The following is a 14894-nucleotide window of genomic DNA, read 5'->3' as shown; positions in this document are numbered from 1 at the left end:
TATGAATTGTATTTTTATTATATAAGAGAAAGCAATTCAAAAAATAAATATGAAAAAAAAAATAAACGAATTAATAGATAAATTGGAACTATATCCAATTTGTTTGCCTATAAATAAAAAAGAATTAGAGAATGTTGTTAAAGTATTATTTTCCAAAATGTTTCCTATATGTGAGCGAAAAAATCGTAATCATATAGAACAAGAGCTTACCCATGTGTATGAAACTCTATTAGACAATATCTCTAAAATAAAAGATTCTACTACATCAAAATCCATTATAGATAATTTTTTTAATAAAATACCTCAAATCCAGGAAGCATTATATAAAGATGCACATGCATTTTACCATAGTGATCCAGCCGCTGACTCAATAGAAGAGGTTGTATTAGCATATCCTGGTTTTTTCGCTTTAGCTGTATATCGAATAGCCCATGAATTTTATAAGCTGGAAGTTCCAATTATTCCTCGTGTCTTTTCGGAATATGCGCATGCTAAAGTAGGAATTGACATACATCCGGGGGCCCAAATAGGAGAAAGCTTTTTTTTAGATCACGGTACAGGAACAGTAATAGGAGAAACAACCATAATCGGTAATAACGTAAAAATATATCAAGGAGTAACTCTGGGGGCTTTATATGTAACAAAGAATCTTTCTAAAGTTAAAAGACATCCTACAGTGGAAGATAATGTGGTAATTTATGCTGGAGCTACTATTTTGGGAGGAGATACCGTCATTGGTCATGATTCTATTATAGGAGGAAATGTTTGGCTAACAAGGACAGTTTTACCTTATACGCTGGTTTATTATCCGGTAGAGATGAAGATAAAAACTGTTAAAGATTTTAAAGAGCCTATTAATTACGTAATTTAAAAATCTTTACAAATTATAAAATTTAAAAAATATAGTTATGAAAATAAACAGTGTATTAGAAGCTATAGGGAATACTCCTCATGTGAGATTGAAAAAAATATTTCCCGATCATGAAGTTTATATTAAACTTGAAAAGCAAAATCCGGGTGGGAGTATTAAAGACCGAATTGCCTTATCGATGATAGATGATGCTGAAAAAAGAGGTATTCTTAAACCTGGAGGAACTATTATAGAGCCTACATCCGGAAATACAGGAGTAGGATTGGCTTGGGTTGGAACAGTTAAAGGATATAAAGTTATATTGGTTATGCCTGAATCTATGTCTATTGAGAGAAGGAGACTTGCTGCTGCCTATGGTGCAGAATTGGTATTAACTCCAAGAGAAAAAGGAATGAAAGGAGCCATTGAAAAAGCAGAAGAATTACAAAAAAATACCCCTAATTCTTTTGTTCCACAACAATTTAAAAATCAAGCTAACCCTAAAATACATGCTCAAACTACAGCTAAAGAAATACTGAATGATTTTCCACAAGGTATTGATGTGTTTATTACCGGAGTGGGAACTGGGGGACATATAACTGGAGTAGGAGAGGTTTTAAAAGAAAAATTTCCCTCTGTGAAAGTGTACGCAGTAGAACCTACCGATTCACCTGTAATTTCAGGCGGAAAGCCCGGACCACATGCCATACAAGGAATAGGAGCCGGTTTTATACCGGAAACATTGGATACTAAAATTCTGGATGGCTCTATTCAAATAACTAAAGATGAATCTTTTAAATACGCAAAACGTTTAGCCAAAGAAGAAGGTATTTTAGGAGGTATATCGACTGGTGCTTCATTAGCGGCTATAGCTAAAAAAATTAAGGATTTACCTAATAATTCCGTAATATTGACTTTTAATTACGATACTGGCGAAAGGTATTTTTCTGTCGAAGGATTATTTTAAAATATTTACTTTTATAAAAAGTGTGTATATGATCTTCTATACACACTTTTATAAATTAAACAAAAACCCTTATAATTTATTTTGAAAATAAAATAAGGAATAAGATGGGGATTGAAATGCCTAATACCAATTCAATTCCTTTGCTTCCCAGCAATGGAGTATTTACCATACAGATGCCTGTAATGGTTATAATCATTAAAGATATAGCAAAAATATCGGAAATATAGGTCCACCATTGATTAGGATTGTAATGAAGAAATGATAATTGATTAAAAAGAGGCCTCTTTTTTATATGCTCATATCGTACTTCTCCAGTATTTAAGTTAAGTAAAAATGTAGATCCGTCTTTTAAAAATATTCTCATTTGATGATCTGTAGGATAATAAAATTGTTTAAAATTATCCGTCTGATTTATTCTATTGAGTAATTGCATCACCTGTTCTTTAGTAAAATCAGGTTTTCTAGGAAAATTTCCGGAAGCTTTATAGTTTTCAACTTGTATGGAATATTGAGGGTTAAAGTTATTCAAATGATTCATAGTTAGACCTGAAATAGCATAAGTTAATATAATACCTGCAAAGATGAACGAGAGATGAGAATGTATTTTTCTGCAATACTTTCTTATAATATAAAGATTCATGTTTATTAATAATTTAGGTTATTTACAAATGTTTTTTTATCCATACTTTAGTTATTTCACTGATAAATAAATTATGCAAAGAGGGGTCTGAAGTATACCAATCTTTAACAATAGTTTCTCTTACGTTTTTAGAAATATTTTCAGTTTGCAAAGGTGCCGTAAATAATTTTTTACATTCAATAATCATTTTTGCTTCCTTATAGGCAACTAAACCAGAGGGTGTTAATACATATTGAAGTCCCGATTGTTTAATTTTATTTTGATTCCTTCCGGAACGGTTACCAAGAATTCGTAACGCGCCTTTAAATTCTTCAGGAAAAAAACATAATGTAAACCCCTCTTTTTGTTCGAGAAATTCATATGTATATCTAACATCTCTAATGAAAATAAACGAACAAGGTTTATTCCATACTTCACCCCAACCTCCCCAACTTACGGTCATTGAATTAAATTTTTTAGAATCACCGCAGTTACTAACGTACATTCATTGCCGATTATATCAATAGGATTTTCTTGTATATTTTAAGCAGAAATTTCTAGAAATAAATCATTCCATTCATTTTGAACTGTTCTTAAATTCTTATCAATAATCTGAGTGGAATAATCACTCTTATTTTCTTTCCAACTACTAATTGCTATCCATCATGCGGTAAGTAAGTAAATAATCTTTGTTTTCATTTTTAGTAAATATCTTTTTGATAATGTTTGGTTTCTATAAGATTATTGATAAATTCTCTAGCTTGAATTAAATCAAAATGTCTTTCTTTACTAATTATTTTTATAAGATCCTGATTAACTCCTATGGCCATTTTTTTAGCATTGCCGCAAACATTGATAATAGCCCCTTTAGTTATCCAACTATATTTTTCTTTAGAGTTTTTAAATAAAATATCTTGTACATTAGACCTTACTTTCCTGATCACGAGACCAAGCAGTATCTAAACGACTTAACAATCCGGAATTTAAATACTCATTAATTTCATCTTTATATAAAAAATCCGAGTGAGAAAATTGATGTCCATATAATAACCAATTTTTACCTTTTGCCCGGTCGTACTTTCTTTGCTGTAGAAAAGCCCTGAATGGTGCAATTCCCGTACCGGTTCCGATCATAATTATAGGTATATCAGAATCTTTAGGTAATTGAAACCGATCGGTTGGTATATGGGATATCTTAATGGAATCTCCTACCTTTACATTATTAAGATAATTTGAAATTGCACCTCTACGTAATTTACCGTTTGAGTTATATTGAACTATTTTTAGGGTAATATCTAAGCGATCGGGATTTATACTTTGAGAAGAGGAAATAGAGTATTTTCGTGGACTAAGAGGTGTTAAAATTGTTATTAAATCTTGTGCCTTAATTTTTGTATTTACTGGATATTTAATTATAAAATCGGCGATGCAGAATTTAGTTATTTCTTGTAACCATGTATTTTCTAGTTTTAGGTCTTGTATCAACGATATGTTATTAGCTTTTTCCGCATATTTTTTAATGAAATTAACAGTGCAGATTGAAATTTCAAAATGATATTTTAATGCATCTAAAATTGTGATCTGGGAATTTTTATAGATTATTATTTCTTTTTCATCAATAGTAAGATAAGATAATATTTCATGAACTAGCTGAATGTCATTTTCCGGTACAATGCTTATAACATCTCCGGGAAGGTAGTTTAGAGTATCTTTATCAATCTCAAGGCTAATTGAATAAGTGATATGGTTAGGATTTGAACTTAAACATATTTTATCTAAAATTTTAGATTCTGATAAAATTTCTGTAGTTATAAATTGATTTTTGTTAATTATTGGATTTTTATTTTTTTGAAAATTTTTTTTAATTAATAGCATTACATTATTTTTCCATTTTTCAAACATCTCATCGTAATATACATCTGCTTTTACGGTTTCAATGCTTTGAATGGCACCTTTAGTTCGTAATAAGTAGTCTATATTTTCTGCTGCTTTGCAAAAAAACTTATAAGATGAATCTCCGAGTCCAAAGACGCAATACTGTAATTGAGAAAAATCGAAATTTTGAATATTTTTTAAATTTTTGTAAAATTTTAGGGCTTCATTGGGAATTTCTCCTTCACCATAAGTAGAAGTAATAAACAGTAATATTTTACATCTATTTAAGATGGATATATCTGTAAATTTACCAACCGAATAGTGTTGTACATTAAATCCATCAATAAATAGCCAATGCCTCATTCAAATTTTCGGCTAATTTTCTTACATTTCCTGTTTCTGTTGCAGAAAGAATAAGTATTTCTAAACCTTCAAAAAAATAAAGATTGTTTTTATGTTTAGAATTCTTTTTAGTTTTCCATAATATAAAATAAGATACAACATAGAGCAATTAAGAAAGTGAGTAAGTTATATATCATAAATTTAAATTTATACTTATAAAACTAGAATACTAATTACTCAATAATTAGTAAAAAAATAGAAATAATTTTAATTTTATATCATGTTAAAATTTAATCAAATAGATTATTTAATTATAAATCGCCTTATAGAAAATGAATATTATTGTGAAATGCATAAACAAGATCATTATGAACTTATCTATATAGAAAGAGGAAAAGGTAAACATTTTTATAATGATTCGATTATTGAATATTCTGATGGTGATTTATTTGTACTTTCAACCAATGATAAACATTATTTTAAGGTAGATCATGAGACCAGCTTTTTTTACGTAAAATTTACCCAAGAGTATTTTGATTTACATAAAGATTTATATATAAATAAAGAAAATAGAGCCATCTCATTTATTGAATTACTTAATTTAGAATGGTTGAAGCAAGAAAAAGTCTCTTTTCAATATCCCTGTGATGTTCTATTAAAAACAACGATGAATAACTTATTTTTATATTCAACGGAAAGAAAGGTTGAGCAATCTATTTTTGTTTATTACCAAATCATTTCTGTTTTAGGGTATGATAGAAGAATATCTAATAAATAGAAATCTCATTCTATCCGACAATACAATACCTATAAAAAATAGAATTTCAATATATATTCAACAAAATATTTTTTGTAAAGAAAAGTTATCCATATCAGCAATATCCTATTATTTTAATATATCTCCCAACTATTTTAGCAGTTTTTTTAAAGAGAAATTTGAAGTAAATTATAAAACATATGTTAATATGTATTTGATAAAGATGATAAAGAAAAAACTTAAAAATAAAGATATTAAATTAAAAGAAATAGCTCAAGAGTTTGGCTTTACTGATACGAGTCATTTAGCTAAATTTCTAAAAAAAAATAATGTAAATTAATATTTATAAGAGTAAGAAATAAAAATTCCGATAATTAATTATCGGAATTTTTTATAAGGGAGAATTTATTAATCTAAAAATTCTTTAATTTTTTGAATTTTATTTTTGGCTTGTGCGAGTTTATTTTTAAATTCTTCTTTAGATGATAAAGAATCTTGTACAGAGAAATAAAATTTAATTTTTGGTTCTGTACCCGAAGGTCTACAAGCTAACTTCGTACCTTTATCAGTGTAAAATATTAGTACATTTGATTTTGGTATATTAATGGGTGTTTTTTCACCGGTTTCTAAATTTAAAGAAGTAGAAGATTGATAATCATCTAGTTTTACAATTTTTTGACCGATCAATTCTTTAGGAGGATTTACTCTGAATTCTTCCATCATCTTAGCAATTTGTTCGGCACCGTCTTTACCTTTTTTAACTATAGAAACTAATTCTTCATAATAATAACCAACTTTTGTATAAACTTCAAGAAGTTTATCGAATAAAGTTTTACCTTCATTTTTAGCTTCTTGAGCTGCTTCACAAGCTACTAAAATAGAAGAAATAGAATCTTTATCACGAACGTAGTCACTAGGCATGAAACCAAAGCTTTCTTCACCGCCGCAAATAAATTTTTCCTTTCCTTCTGCCTTTCTAATTAAGTCCGCTATCCATTTAAAGCCGGTTAATCCCACTCTACATTTTACTCCGTAATACTCAGCTAATGGGAAAAATATATCAGAAGTAACTATAGTCGATCCGATGAATTGTTTTCCGTCGATTTTTCCACTATCTTTCCATTTTCCAAGAATATAATCGGTAATAACTGTATTGGTTTGATTACCGTTTAAAAGAACCAATTTACCATCTAAATCTCTTACGGCTACACCTAATCTGTCTGCATCAGGGTCTGTACCAAAAACAATATCAGCATTTTGCTCTTCGGCATATTTTAAAGCTAAAGAAAGAGCTTCCGGTTCTTCCGGATTTGGTGATTTTACAGTAGGAAAATCTCCATCAGGAATTTTTTGTTCCGGTACTATGAATACATTTTCAAAACCGGCTTTTTCTAATGCATCAGGAAGAATTTTTATAGAAGTTCCATGTAAAGAAGTATATACAATTTTTAAATCCTTTTTACCTTTACAATAAGAAGTATTTTCAACAGCAGCATTGATAAATTTCTGATCTTCCTCTGTTTCTAAATAAGTTATTTTCGTATCATCACCATTGAATTTAATATCAGCAAAGTCAACCGAGCGAACTTCTTTTATAATTGCCGTATCATGAGGAGGAACAATTTGAGCTCCATCATTCCAATAAACCTTATATCCGTTATATTCAGGAGGATTGTGAGAAGCAGTCAATACGATACCCGCATCACATTTTAGATTTCTTACTGTGAAGGATAATTCTGGTGTAGGACGAAATTCTTTATATAAATATACATATATTCCATTAGCAGTAAGAACATCGGCAACCAATTTAGCAAAAGTGTTGCTATTATGTCTAACATCAAATGCTATGGCTACTGTAATTTTTTTATCCGGAAATTGCTGGTGAAGGTAATTAGCCAAACCTTGGGTGGCTTGACCGTAGGTATATTTATTTAGACGATTAGTTCCAATCCCCATAATTCCACGCATACCACCCGTACCGAATTCAAGATTTTTATAAAATGCATCGTCCAGTTCTTTTGGGTTCGAATCAATCAAATGTTGTACAGCCTTTTGAGTTTCCTCATCAAAAGGAGATTGTAACCAAGTTTTTGCAAATTCTAATGAATTCATAAATATAAATGTTAATTTTATAATTATTTAAAATTTATAACAGCTAAGTCTTTTTGTTGAATATTTTTAGCGGGATTTCCAATGACAGTTAGTTTTGTATTATCAGATATTTTTCCTTGTAATTTGCTTTTAACAGCTAATTCGGCATTAGCAACGTCTGAAAGCTCAACTTGAGCTTCAGATAATTCAAGAAACGGTGCTGTAAAATCACTGGAATCATGCGCTAATAAAGTAAGATTATTGCTTGATCCTCTAAGGTTAATTTTAGCATCATTTTTTAATTGAACATTTATATCATTTGCTATAACGGTATTAGCTATAAACTTTGTAGTATCATAAAGATTTATAGTTAATTTTGAAACTCTTAATTGAGTATTTATATCAACATGTACATTATCATGTATATCAAACTTTTCAATTTGTTTGTTGTAGAGGTAAATGTTGTAAAGATCAGGATTAGATACTTTTCGGGATTCAGAAATGGAAAGCTTTCCATTAGAATCTTCTATTTTTAGATTTTCAATTAAGTTCTTATATGACTCTATAACTATTCTAGGACTATATATATCATACAAATAAATGAGTCTGTAAGAACCATGTGCGGAAATTTCTTTAATTTGGCTGATTTTTATTTCTTTATTGATTATTTCTCCTTCACCCTTAATAGAACGAGAGCAAGAAATAATCAGAAAAGATATGGTAGATAAAATGCTGTAACGAAAAAAATTTTTCATATTAATCTATATTTAAGTATTTAGAGATTGTATAATCGTCCTTTTTTCTACGCTTCAATTGAACAATTAGTTCCCCTAAAAATCCGGCAATAAATAATAATGTTCCCAAAATCATCATGGTCAAAGCTATGTAAAATAATGGATCATTCGTTATCAGTTGAGCTGGTATTTTTTTCCATACTTTTATCAATTTGCTTATTCCAAGCCAAGCTGAAGAAAAAAATCCTATAATAAACATTAAGGTACCGATAAATCCAAAAAAGTGCATAGGTCTTGTTCCAAACGTTGACATAAACCATACTGTAATTAAATCAAGAAAACCGCGAACAAATCGATTAGGACCGAATTTCGATTTCCCATATAATCGGGCTTGGTGAGGAACTTCTTTTTCAGTTATTTTAGTAAATCCTTCATTTTTAGCTAAAACGGGTATATAACGATGCATATCTCCGTGGACATCGATAGCTTTGGCTACCTCTTTTCTATATGCTTTCAGTCCATTATTAAAATCATGTAATTTTACTCCTGAAGTAATTTGGGCAGCTTTATTAAACAGTTTGGAAGGAAGATTTTTTGTTAATACATTGTCATATCTTTTTTTCTTCCATCCCGAAACTAAGTCGAATCCATCATCAACAATCATTTTTCTAAGTGCGGGAATTTCTTCTGGAAAATCTTGCAAATCTGCATCCATAGTAATTATGACCTCACCTTTTACAACTTTAAAGGCTGCATTTAGTGCTTGAGATTTTCCATAGTTCTTAGCAAATTTAATACCTTTTACTTCCGGGTATAATCGACTAAATTCTGAAATAATTTTCCAAGATAAATCAGTACTTCCATCATCAACAAATACGATTTCATAAGTATAACCTTCTTTTTCACATACGGTTTGAATGCGATTCAATAATTCTTGTAAAGATTCTGCCTCATTGAGCAGGGGAATGACGATGGAAAGTTGCATTAGGTAATCTCGTTCTAAAAAATATTGACAAAAGTAAGGATATTATAAAGTAAAAAAAGAAAAGTGCACTTAAAAATACGCATGAATTTTTAAAAGTAAAAAAAGGTTCATTCATTGCCATTCTCAATTTCAGAATAGACACGTATTCATTGTACTTTGATGTAATTTCCTCCGATGGATTTTGAATAGTAGCATACTCGGCATTAAGATTTTCCATAAGCTTACTCATACCCTGATTGTATAATAAGTGTTGCGCATGTAAATCTATATAATTGAAAAAAATTGCTATGAATATATATGACAATGTTCCTCCTAAAGCTAGCGTTGTAAATGAATAACTCAAACATTTTAAAAAAGGTAATTTTGTTTGATTAGTTAGTTTATATAATAAAATCAATGCTGTTAAAGTATATAAACCTGGAAGAACAAAAAAATTTACCTTTATACTTATCATATAATAATCCTCTCCCAAATATAAGAGATAAACAGCAAAAAATATTATAATGGTTATTGCTGCCAATAATAATCCGTAATGTGTAGGTTTATTTTTCATATCGATATGAAAGCAAATTTAAACTTTTTTGCTATAATCGAAAAATATAGTTAATATTTACTTATAAAATAGGCTAGGTTTGTTTCAGAACGAAAAGAATACACCTATTTACATTCTCCAAATAACTATTTTAAAAATGTAAAAGGTGTATCTAAAATAATAAAATGTTTGAAATGAAAATTTTTACTTCAGCAAGGGAAGATATTTTTCATGGATATAAGTATCGATCCAAGAATAAAAATTGGTCAATTCTTTTTCATTAATTTTATCTTTATTTCTCCATTCATTTAAAATTAATTCACATCTTTGAATAATTTCATTTTCAATAGAAATTAGTTTCGGTTTAATTACCAAAAGAGTAGGGACATGTATGTAGTCTGATCCTTCTCCTTTTTGTATAGGAAATAATTTCTTTTTAATAGCACTTGCCCATTCGTCCATAGGGGTAACCTGTTTTGAATCGGAGGTCAATACTTTAGGAAAGGTTTTATTAGAGTTTAGCCATAAGGGAATGGTTACAGATCCTAAAGAGGTTCCTAAAATTGTCCATGAAGTAGTTAGCGAAGGAGATTCCGTGGGTTTCACTCCTTGTATGGTAACCACGGATGCGGTAAAATAGCGAGGAATAAAGTCTCTGAACGCGGAAAATTGTTCATTATACTTATTCAAGTCAATTTTTGTCAATCCATGAACTAAACTCCTTGAAACATCTTGTAAAAAGAATTTTGGAGTAAGCGAATTGGTTAGTGAAGCAGAATATAATAATTCTTGTGCTTGTAAATATCTACTATATCCTTTACCATCTTCGGGTTTTCCCGAAAAAGAATAATTAGTTCGTATAATATACCCGAAGGGAGCAATATCAGGATTATTGGCATCATATTTTACAAATCCCAGATTTCCGGTTTCGTAATAGGCTGCACCACCATGAGCATCTATTACTCCGAAATTAGAACTTAGACGTAAAGGTTTGGAAAGTGAATTGAGTAGTTTTTCAAAATCTTCCAGCGTAGAGCAACTTTCCAATGCAAGTCTCATGATCTCACCATCTCGTCGTTGATCTTCCTTTATTTCCGGATAATTTATATTATAGCTGTCAGAATTCATAATGGCAAATCCGGCACTGTTATGACCGTTCAAAATATTTTTATTTTCTAGGTCATTTGGATTGGTCATTCCTATAAAAGAATATTTTCCAGAAGTTAAATATACTAATCGACTATGCAAAGTGTTCGTATCTCTATTCTTATATAGTATAGGTCTACCGTCCGGAGTAGCTTTACCGGATACTACGGCGGTAGTACAACTATATCCTATGCTGATTGAAAAAAGTAAAATTGTGATGAGATAAGTTTTTTTCATAAGTATAATTTATTTTATTAAATCTTCAATCCTTTGTATAAGCTCTTCTTCGTCAATCAATCCTACTTTTTCCCATTGTGCTTTTTGATCTTTATAGGCAATTAGCTTAGGAAAACCATCTTGTATAAACACTTTAGATAAATTTCTGTTTTCATCACTATTGATCTTAATTAATTCTATTTTATTTTTATATTTTTCAGCTAACTTTTTAAACATAGGTGCCATTTTTAAACAAGGCCCGCACCAAGGTGCATAAAAATCAATGAGCACAATACGATGAGAAGAAATCATTTTATTAAAATCTTCATTAGATATTTTATCAGCAGATTCTCCGACAACAGGAAGACTTTCTTTTTTCCAAGCGTTTATTCCTCCTTTGAGATCATATAAATGAGTAAATCCAAGATTTTTTAGAGAATCAACTGTTGAAGCAGACCGCACACCGGATCTACAATAAATCATATAGGTTTTTGAAGGATCCAACTTTCTGATTTTATCTTTAAAAGTTGCATTTCTGTAATCTAAATCCACTGCATTTTTAATATGTCCGGTTTCAAATTCTTCTGGAGTGCGAACGTCTAAAATCACAACATTAGAATTATTTAGCTTTTGAAAGAAATCTTTGGGCTCCAATACCGTGTTTACCTGTCCGGACAAATAGAGTCCGAATAGTATTTTAAAGGTTAAAATTATTTTTTTCATGGTTTATTATAAATTAAAATTTAATCGGGTAAATACATATCGACCATTAAAGCCAAATTGGCTCACATATCGAGAATAAACAAATTGACCATTATTACTATTAGCGTTTATCGCAACTTTTTCAGGATAACAGTTAAAAAGATTATTTGAACCTACAGTTATTTTTAAAAAGTCAGTTACCTTATATGTAATAGAAGTATCTGTTATCCATCTTGGATTATAATATTGTTGGTTAGATGTTATATTAGAGGGTTCTGTAACACCTCCAAAATAATTATTTCTTATAAAAATATTCCATTTTTGTATGGCATAGGTAATAGAAATATTGAATTTTTGATTTGGTACAACATTTTCCAGATACATTTTACTGGAATTACTGAAATAAATGTCTTCTTTGTCTTGTAAAAGTTTGGATGTATGAATTTTACCTACTTGCTGGGTGTAGGAAATATTACCTGCTAAGTCAATAAATATTTTTCCAAGTCCAACATTTGTATGATAAGAAAGTACAGCATCTAATCCTTTAGTTTCGGTATCTACAGCATTGGCAAAAAAGCGAGCTTTTTGAGCTCCTGCTTGTTGCAAAATTCGATAGATTTCTTTATCCGAATCTGATCCATTAGGATCTCCACTAAATAAATCCGTATAAACAATTTTATCATTTATTCGGGTAAAATAACCATCAAGGCTGATATTAAATCGCCCGACTTTGGAAGTCATTCCTGCACTTATGCTTTGTGATTTTTCCGATTTTAGTTTTGGAATACCTAAAAGATGTGCGACTTTACTATCATTTGTAAAAGTACCTACTTCATACATATTTCCATTAACATAAGAAGTTCCCGTGCTAGAATAATAACGTTGCTGCAAAGATGGAGCACGAAATCCGGTACTACCCGAACCTCGGATATTAAGAAAGTTAGCTATTTTATATCGTAATGCGAGTTTTCCATTAACCGTTGAACCAAAATCATTGTAATATTCATATCTACCGGCAAGGTCAATAAGGAAGGATTTGTTAAAATTAATTTCGGCATCTGCATATGCAGCTAAAGAATTTCTATTTGAATCCGTGGAATTAAGAGGGGAGAATCCGGCGCCACCCTGAGCTCCTCCAGATAATGGAGTTTTTCCATCAGGTCCAAACTTTATGGGTATGGAACCGTTAATATCTGGTACGATGGCAACACTTCCATCTGGGTTAAGGATTTCTTTTCCCATTGCATAATTAGCATAGGAAGCTTCTTCTCCTTCTATAATTTGATATCTTTCATATCTATATTCACCTCCCCATGCTAATCCTAAGTCCGACAACCAATTAATTTTCCTAGAAAAATCAAGATTGACAATTTCTTGTGTAAATTTTAATTTTCCTCCTTGAAATGTTGTCGGAGAATTTTCTCCCAAGGAAGCATTTAATGTATTTTTGGCTTTATTGTTAAATATATTTTGTCCAAAAGTATTACTAATTTCCATATTCCAACCTAGTAGTATACTTTTCACTCCAACAGTTGCTGATCGGTCGTATATACTTACCTCTGATTGAGGTCTAAATCCTAAAGGATATATGGATTTAATATTATTTTCAGAATTCGGATATCTATAAAATTGTGAAGCTGTACTATTTCTATATCCAAAAATTCCAAAAGAATATATTTGTGTATTTTTGGATAATGGGAGATAAGCATTATAGGCAACTTGACTATTAAGAGCTTCCGATTGCCCTATGATTAAACTATAATCTCTACGAGAAGTATGTGTTTTTTCAAGAAATTCATTGGATTTATCTTGGCCTATTCCATTTGAATAATCTTTATATATAGTACCCTGATATATTCCCCCTCTGTTAGTAGGGTTTCTTCTATCGAAAGAAGCAGAAAAATTTATATATCCTCCGTTATAATTTAATGGAATACCATAATTTAATCCAATTTGAACGGATTCTCCATCCTTTGAAGTTTTATCTTGAGCATCATTCTTGCTAATGTATTCTCCACCGGTAATACTTAGGTTAAATTTATTAATTGTATTTTTCAATATTATATTAATGACTCCTGCAACGGCGTCACTGCCATATTGTGCTGCAGCGGCGTCTCTTAATATTTCGATTCGGTCTATAGATGAAATAGGAATGGCATTTAAATCGGTTCCTACAGTACCTTTTCCAAAGGTACCGTTTACATTTAATAATGCCGAATTATACCTTCGTTTTCCGTTAATCAATACTAAAACCTGATCGGGTGTCATTCCTCTTAATGATATAGGATCGGTCATATCCGTTCCACCACCTAATGATTGCGTAGTAGATGTAAAGGATGGAGCTACGTAATTTAAAATCTGATTTACACTAACTTGAGCATTATTTTCTGCCATTTTTTTTACATCAATGATGTCGACAGGGGTAGGAGATTCCAATAATGTCCTTGGTTTTGATCGCGTACCGGTAACTACTACATTTTCAAAAGTGTAAGTTTTTATGGTGAAATTTACAATTTTTTGAGGTTCATTATTTATGCTAATTAACTCGGATATCTCATCATTTTCAGGAGTAATAATGATAATTTTATAATTACCATTCGGAATCGTAAATTCATATTCTCCGTGGATATCTGTTTTTGTTTCCATCCCATTTTCCTCAATATAAATTTGGGCGTCTTTTATTTTTTCTTTTTTATCATTTTGAACAATACCCTTAACAAGCGTTTGAGCAGATAATAAAGAACAATAAATGCTAAAAACTGCTACTAAACTTTTACCACTTAAATTTTTCTTCATTAAAAATTTAATACATTAAATTATTTATAAATATTTCCTACTTAACAGGTAGGAATTATGTCAAATGTAAAGAATTTATTTTATATTATTCTATATTTATTATTAAATTTTTATATTATTTTTAGTGTAGTATGTTAATGTATTAAAAATCAACATTTTGAAAATAATAATAATTTTTAATAAACAAAATTATTAAATGATTTTAATTACATTTATAACATATAAAATTAATAAATGAATATTAAAATTACCTAATTAAAGTCATTTTTATTTTATTAATTT

At 29.9% G+C, this 14894-nt stretch carries 15 protein-coding genes; 4 read left to right on the top strand and 11 right to left on the bottom strand.

Annotation, left to right across the window (positions count from 1 at the left end; translation table 11 throughout):
• The first annotated feature begins 49 nt into the window (after nt 1-49).
• On the top strand, nt 50-871 hold the full coding sequence (gene epsC / locus Q0T35_RS09725; RefSeq protein ID WP_293918158.1) for a serine O-acetyltransferase EpsC: 822 nt from the start codon (nt 50-52) through the stop codon (nt 869-871).
• A 37-nt stretch (nt 872-908) separates the two neighbouring features.
• Nucleotides 909-1817, top strand: a complete 909-nt coding sequence (gene cysK / locus Q0T35_RS09720; protein ID WP_295842866.1) for a cysteine synthase A — start codon at nt 909-911, stop codon at nt 1815-1817.
• A gap of 76 nt (nt 1818-1893) precedes the next feature.
• Here the strand turns inward: cysK and Q0T35_RS09715 are convergent, their stop codons facing one another.
• The 4 genes from Q0T35_RS09715 to Q0T35_RS09700 all read right to left on the bottom strand — a co-directional run bounded on the left by Q0T35_RS09715 (nt 1894) and on the right by Q0T35_RS09700 (nt 4674).
• Nucleotides 1894-2457 (bottom strand): PepSY-associated TM helix domain-containing protein, encoded by a 564-nt coding sequence (locus Q0T35_RS09715; protein WP_293918154.1) that lies wholly within the window; start codon nt 2455-2457, stop codon nt 1894-1896.
• A 22-nt stretch (nt 2458-2479) separates the two neighbouring features.
• A complete protein-coding gene (locus tag Q0T35_RS09710; RefSeq protein WP_295842863.1) occupies nt 2480-2941 on the bottom strand; it encodes a flavin reductase in 462 nt (153 codons plus the stop codon).
• Between the two features lie 196 nt (nt 2942-3137).
• A complete protein-coding gene (locus tag Q0T35_RS09705) occupies nt 3138-3380 on the bottom strand; it encodes a hypothetical protein (protein ID WP_295842860.1) in 243 nt (80 codons plus the stop codon).
• Nucleotides 3358-4674: a sulfite reductase flavoprotein subunit alpha gene (locus Q0T35_RS09700; protein WP_295842859.1), complete on the bottom strand. Its 1317-nt coding sequence runs from the start codon at nt 4672-4674 to the stop codon at nt 3358-3360. The genes Q0T35_RS09705 and Q0T35_RS09700 overlap by 23 nt, the downstream gene beginning before the upstream one ends.
• A 259-nt stretch (nt 4675-4933) precedes the next feature.
• Here Q0T35_RS09700 and Q0T35_RS09695 point away from each other — a divergent pair, with 259 nt between their 5' ends.
• Nucleotides 4934-5431 (top strand): AraC family ligand binding domain-containing protein, encoded by a 498-nt coding sequence (locus Q0T35_RS09695; protein WP_295842857.1) that lies wholly within the window; start codon nt 4934-4936, stop codon nt 5429-5431.
• Complete coding sequence (locus Q0T35_RS11195; protein WP_366937738.1) at nt 5406-5750, top strand: helix-turn-helix domain-containing protein; 345 nt, start codon at nt 5406-5408, stop codon at nt 5748-5750. The genes Q0T35_RS09695 and Q0T35_RS11195 overlap by 26 nt, the downstream gene beginning before the upstream one ends.
• Before the next feature lie 68 nt (nt 5751-5818).
• Here the strand turns inward: Q0T35_RS11195 and Q0T35_RS09690 are convergent, their stop codons facing one another.
• The 7 genes from Q0T35_RS09690 to Q0T35_RS09660 all read right to left on the bottom strand — a co-directional run bounded on the left by Q0T35_RS09690 (nt 5819) and on the right by Q0T35_RS09660 (nt 14612).
• On the bottom strand, nt 5819-7522 hold the full coding sequence (locus Q0T35_RS09690) for a phospho-sugar mutase (RefSeq protein ID WP_295842855.1): 1704 nt from the start codon (nt 7520-7522) through the stop codon (nt 5819-5821).
• 23 nt (nt 7523-7545) lie between these two features.
• Nucleotides 7546-8256, bottom strand: a complete 711-nt coding sequence (locus tag Q0T35_RS09685; protein WP_295842852.1) for a DUF2807 domain-containing protein — start codon at nt 8254-8256, stop codon at nt 7546-7548.
• Between the two features lies 1 nt (nt 8257).
• Entirely contained in the window at nt 8258-9220 is a 963-nt protein-coding gene (locus tag Q0T35_RS09680; protein WP_293919136.1) for a glycosyltransferase family 2 protein, read from the bottom strand.
• Nucleotides 9186-9773 (bottom strand): DUF4199 domain-containing protein, encoded by a 588-nt coding sequence (locus Q0T35_RS09675; RefSeq protein ID WP_295842851.1) that lies wholly within the window; start codon nt 9771-9773, stop codon nt 9186-9188. Before Q0T35_RS09675 ends, Q0T35_RS09680 begins: the two co-directional genes overlap by 35 nt.
• 183 nt (nt 9774-9956) lie before the next feature.
• Nucleotides 9957-11135: a carcinine hydrolase/isopenicillin-N N-acyltransferase family protein gene (locus Q0T35_RS09670; protein WP_295842849.1), complete on the bottom strand. Its 1179-nt coding sequence runs from the start codon at nt 11133-11135 to the stop codon at nt 9957-9959.
• A gap of 9 nt (nt 11136-11144) precedes the next feature.
• The gene (locus tag Q0T35_RS09665) at nt 11145-11837 is read right to left on the bottom strand and encodes a thioredoxin domain-containing protein (protein ID WP_295842828.1); all 693 of its coding nucleotides are present in this window, start codon (nt 11835-11837) and stop codon (nt 11145-11147) included.
• 6 nt (nt 11838-11843) lie between these two features.
• Complete coding sequence (locus tag Q0T35_RS09660) at nt 11844-14612, bottom strand: TonB-dependent receptor (protein ID WP_295842826.1); 2769 nt, start codon at nt 14610-14612, stop codon at nt 11844-11846.
• Between the last annotated feature and the right edge of the window lie 282 nt (nt 14613-14894).

Origin of the sequence: uncultured Apibacter sp. (genome assembly GCF_946479295.1) — a bacterium.
Classification (GTDB): Bacteria; Bacteroidota; Bacteroidia; order Flavobacteriales; family Weeksellaceae; genus Apibacter.
Note: the sequence above shows the minus strand (reverse complement) of the source record. Positions and strands in the feature narration are given on the sequence as shown.

What these genes read in the sequence shown, in the direction of transcription:
- Q0T35_RS09685 (WP_295842852.1), bottom strand. Translation starts at nt 8,256, where the DNA reads ATGAAAAATTTTTTTCGTTACAGCATTTTATCTACCATATCTTTTCTG.
- Q0T35_RS09680 (WP_293919136.1), bottom strand. Translation starts at nt 9,220, where the DNA reads ATGCAACTTTCCATCGTCATTCCCCTGCTCAATGAGGCAGAATCTTTA.
- Q0T35_RS09670 (WP_295842849.1), bottom strand. Translation starts at nt 11,135, where the DNA reads ATGAAAAAAACTTATCTCATCACAATTTTACTTTTTTCAATCAGCATA.
- Q0T35_RS09715 (WP_293918154.1), bottom strand. Translation starts at nt 2,457, where the DNA reads ATGAATCTTTATATTATAAGAAAGTATTGCAGAAAAATACATTCTCAT.
- Q0T35_RS11195 (WP_366937738.1), top strand. Translation starts at nt 5,406, where the DNA reads ATGATAGAAGAATATCTAATAAATAGAAATCTCATTCTATCCGACAAT.
- epsC (WP_293918158.1), top strand. Translation starts at nt 50, where the DNA reads ATGAAAAAAAAAATAAACGAATTAATAGATAAATTGGAACTATATCCA.
- Q0T35_RS09660 (WP_295842826.1), bottom strand. Translation starts at nt 14,612, where the DNA reads ATGAAGAAAAATTTAAGTGGTAAAAGTTTAGTAGCAGTTTTTAGCATT.
- cysK (WP_295842866.1), top strand. Translation starts at nt 909, where the DNA reads ATGAAAATAAACAGTGTATTAGAAGCTATAGGGAATACTCCTCATGTG.
- Q0T35_RS09695 (WP_295842857.1), top strand. Translation starts at nt 4,934, where the DNA reads ATGTTAAAATTTAATCAAATAGATTATTTAATTATAAATCGCCTTATA.
- Q0T35_RS09710 (WP_295842863.1), bottom strand. Translation starts at nt 2,941, where the DNA reads ATGTACGTTAGTAACTGCGGTGATTCTAAAAAATTTAATTCAATGACC.
- Q0T35_RS09665 (WP_295842828.1), bottom strand. Translation starts at nt 11,837, where the DNA reads ATGAAAAAAATAATTTTAACCTTTAAAATACTATTCGGACTCTATTTG.
- Q0T35_RS09700 (WP_295842859.1), bottom strand. Translation starts at nt 4,674, where the DNA reads ATGAGGCATTGGCTATTTATTGATGGATTTAATGTACAACACTATTCG.
- Q0T35_RS09690 (WP_295842855.1), bottom strand. Translation starts at nt 7,522, where the DNA reads ATGAATTCATTAGAATTTGCAAAAACTTGGTTACAATCTCCTTTTGAT.
- Q0T35_RS09675 (WP_295842851.1), bottom strand. Translation starts at nt 9,773, where the DNA reads ATGAAAAATAAACCTACACATTACGGATTATTATTGGCAGCAATAACC.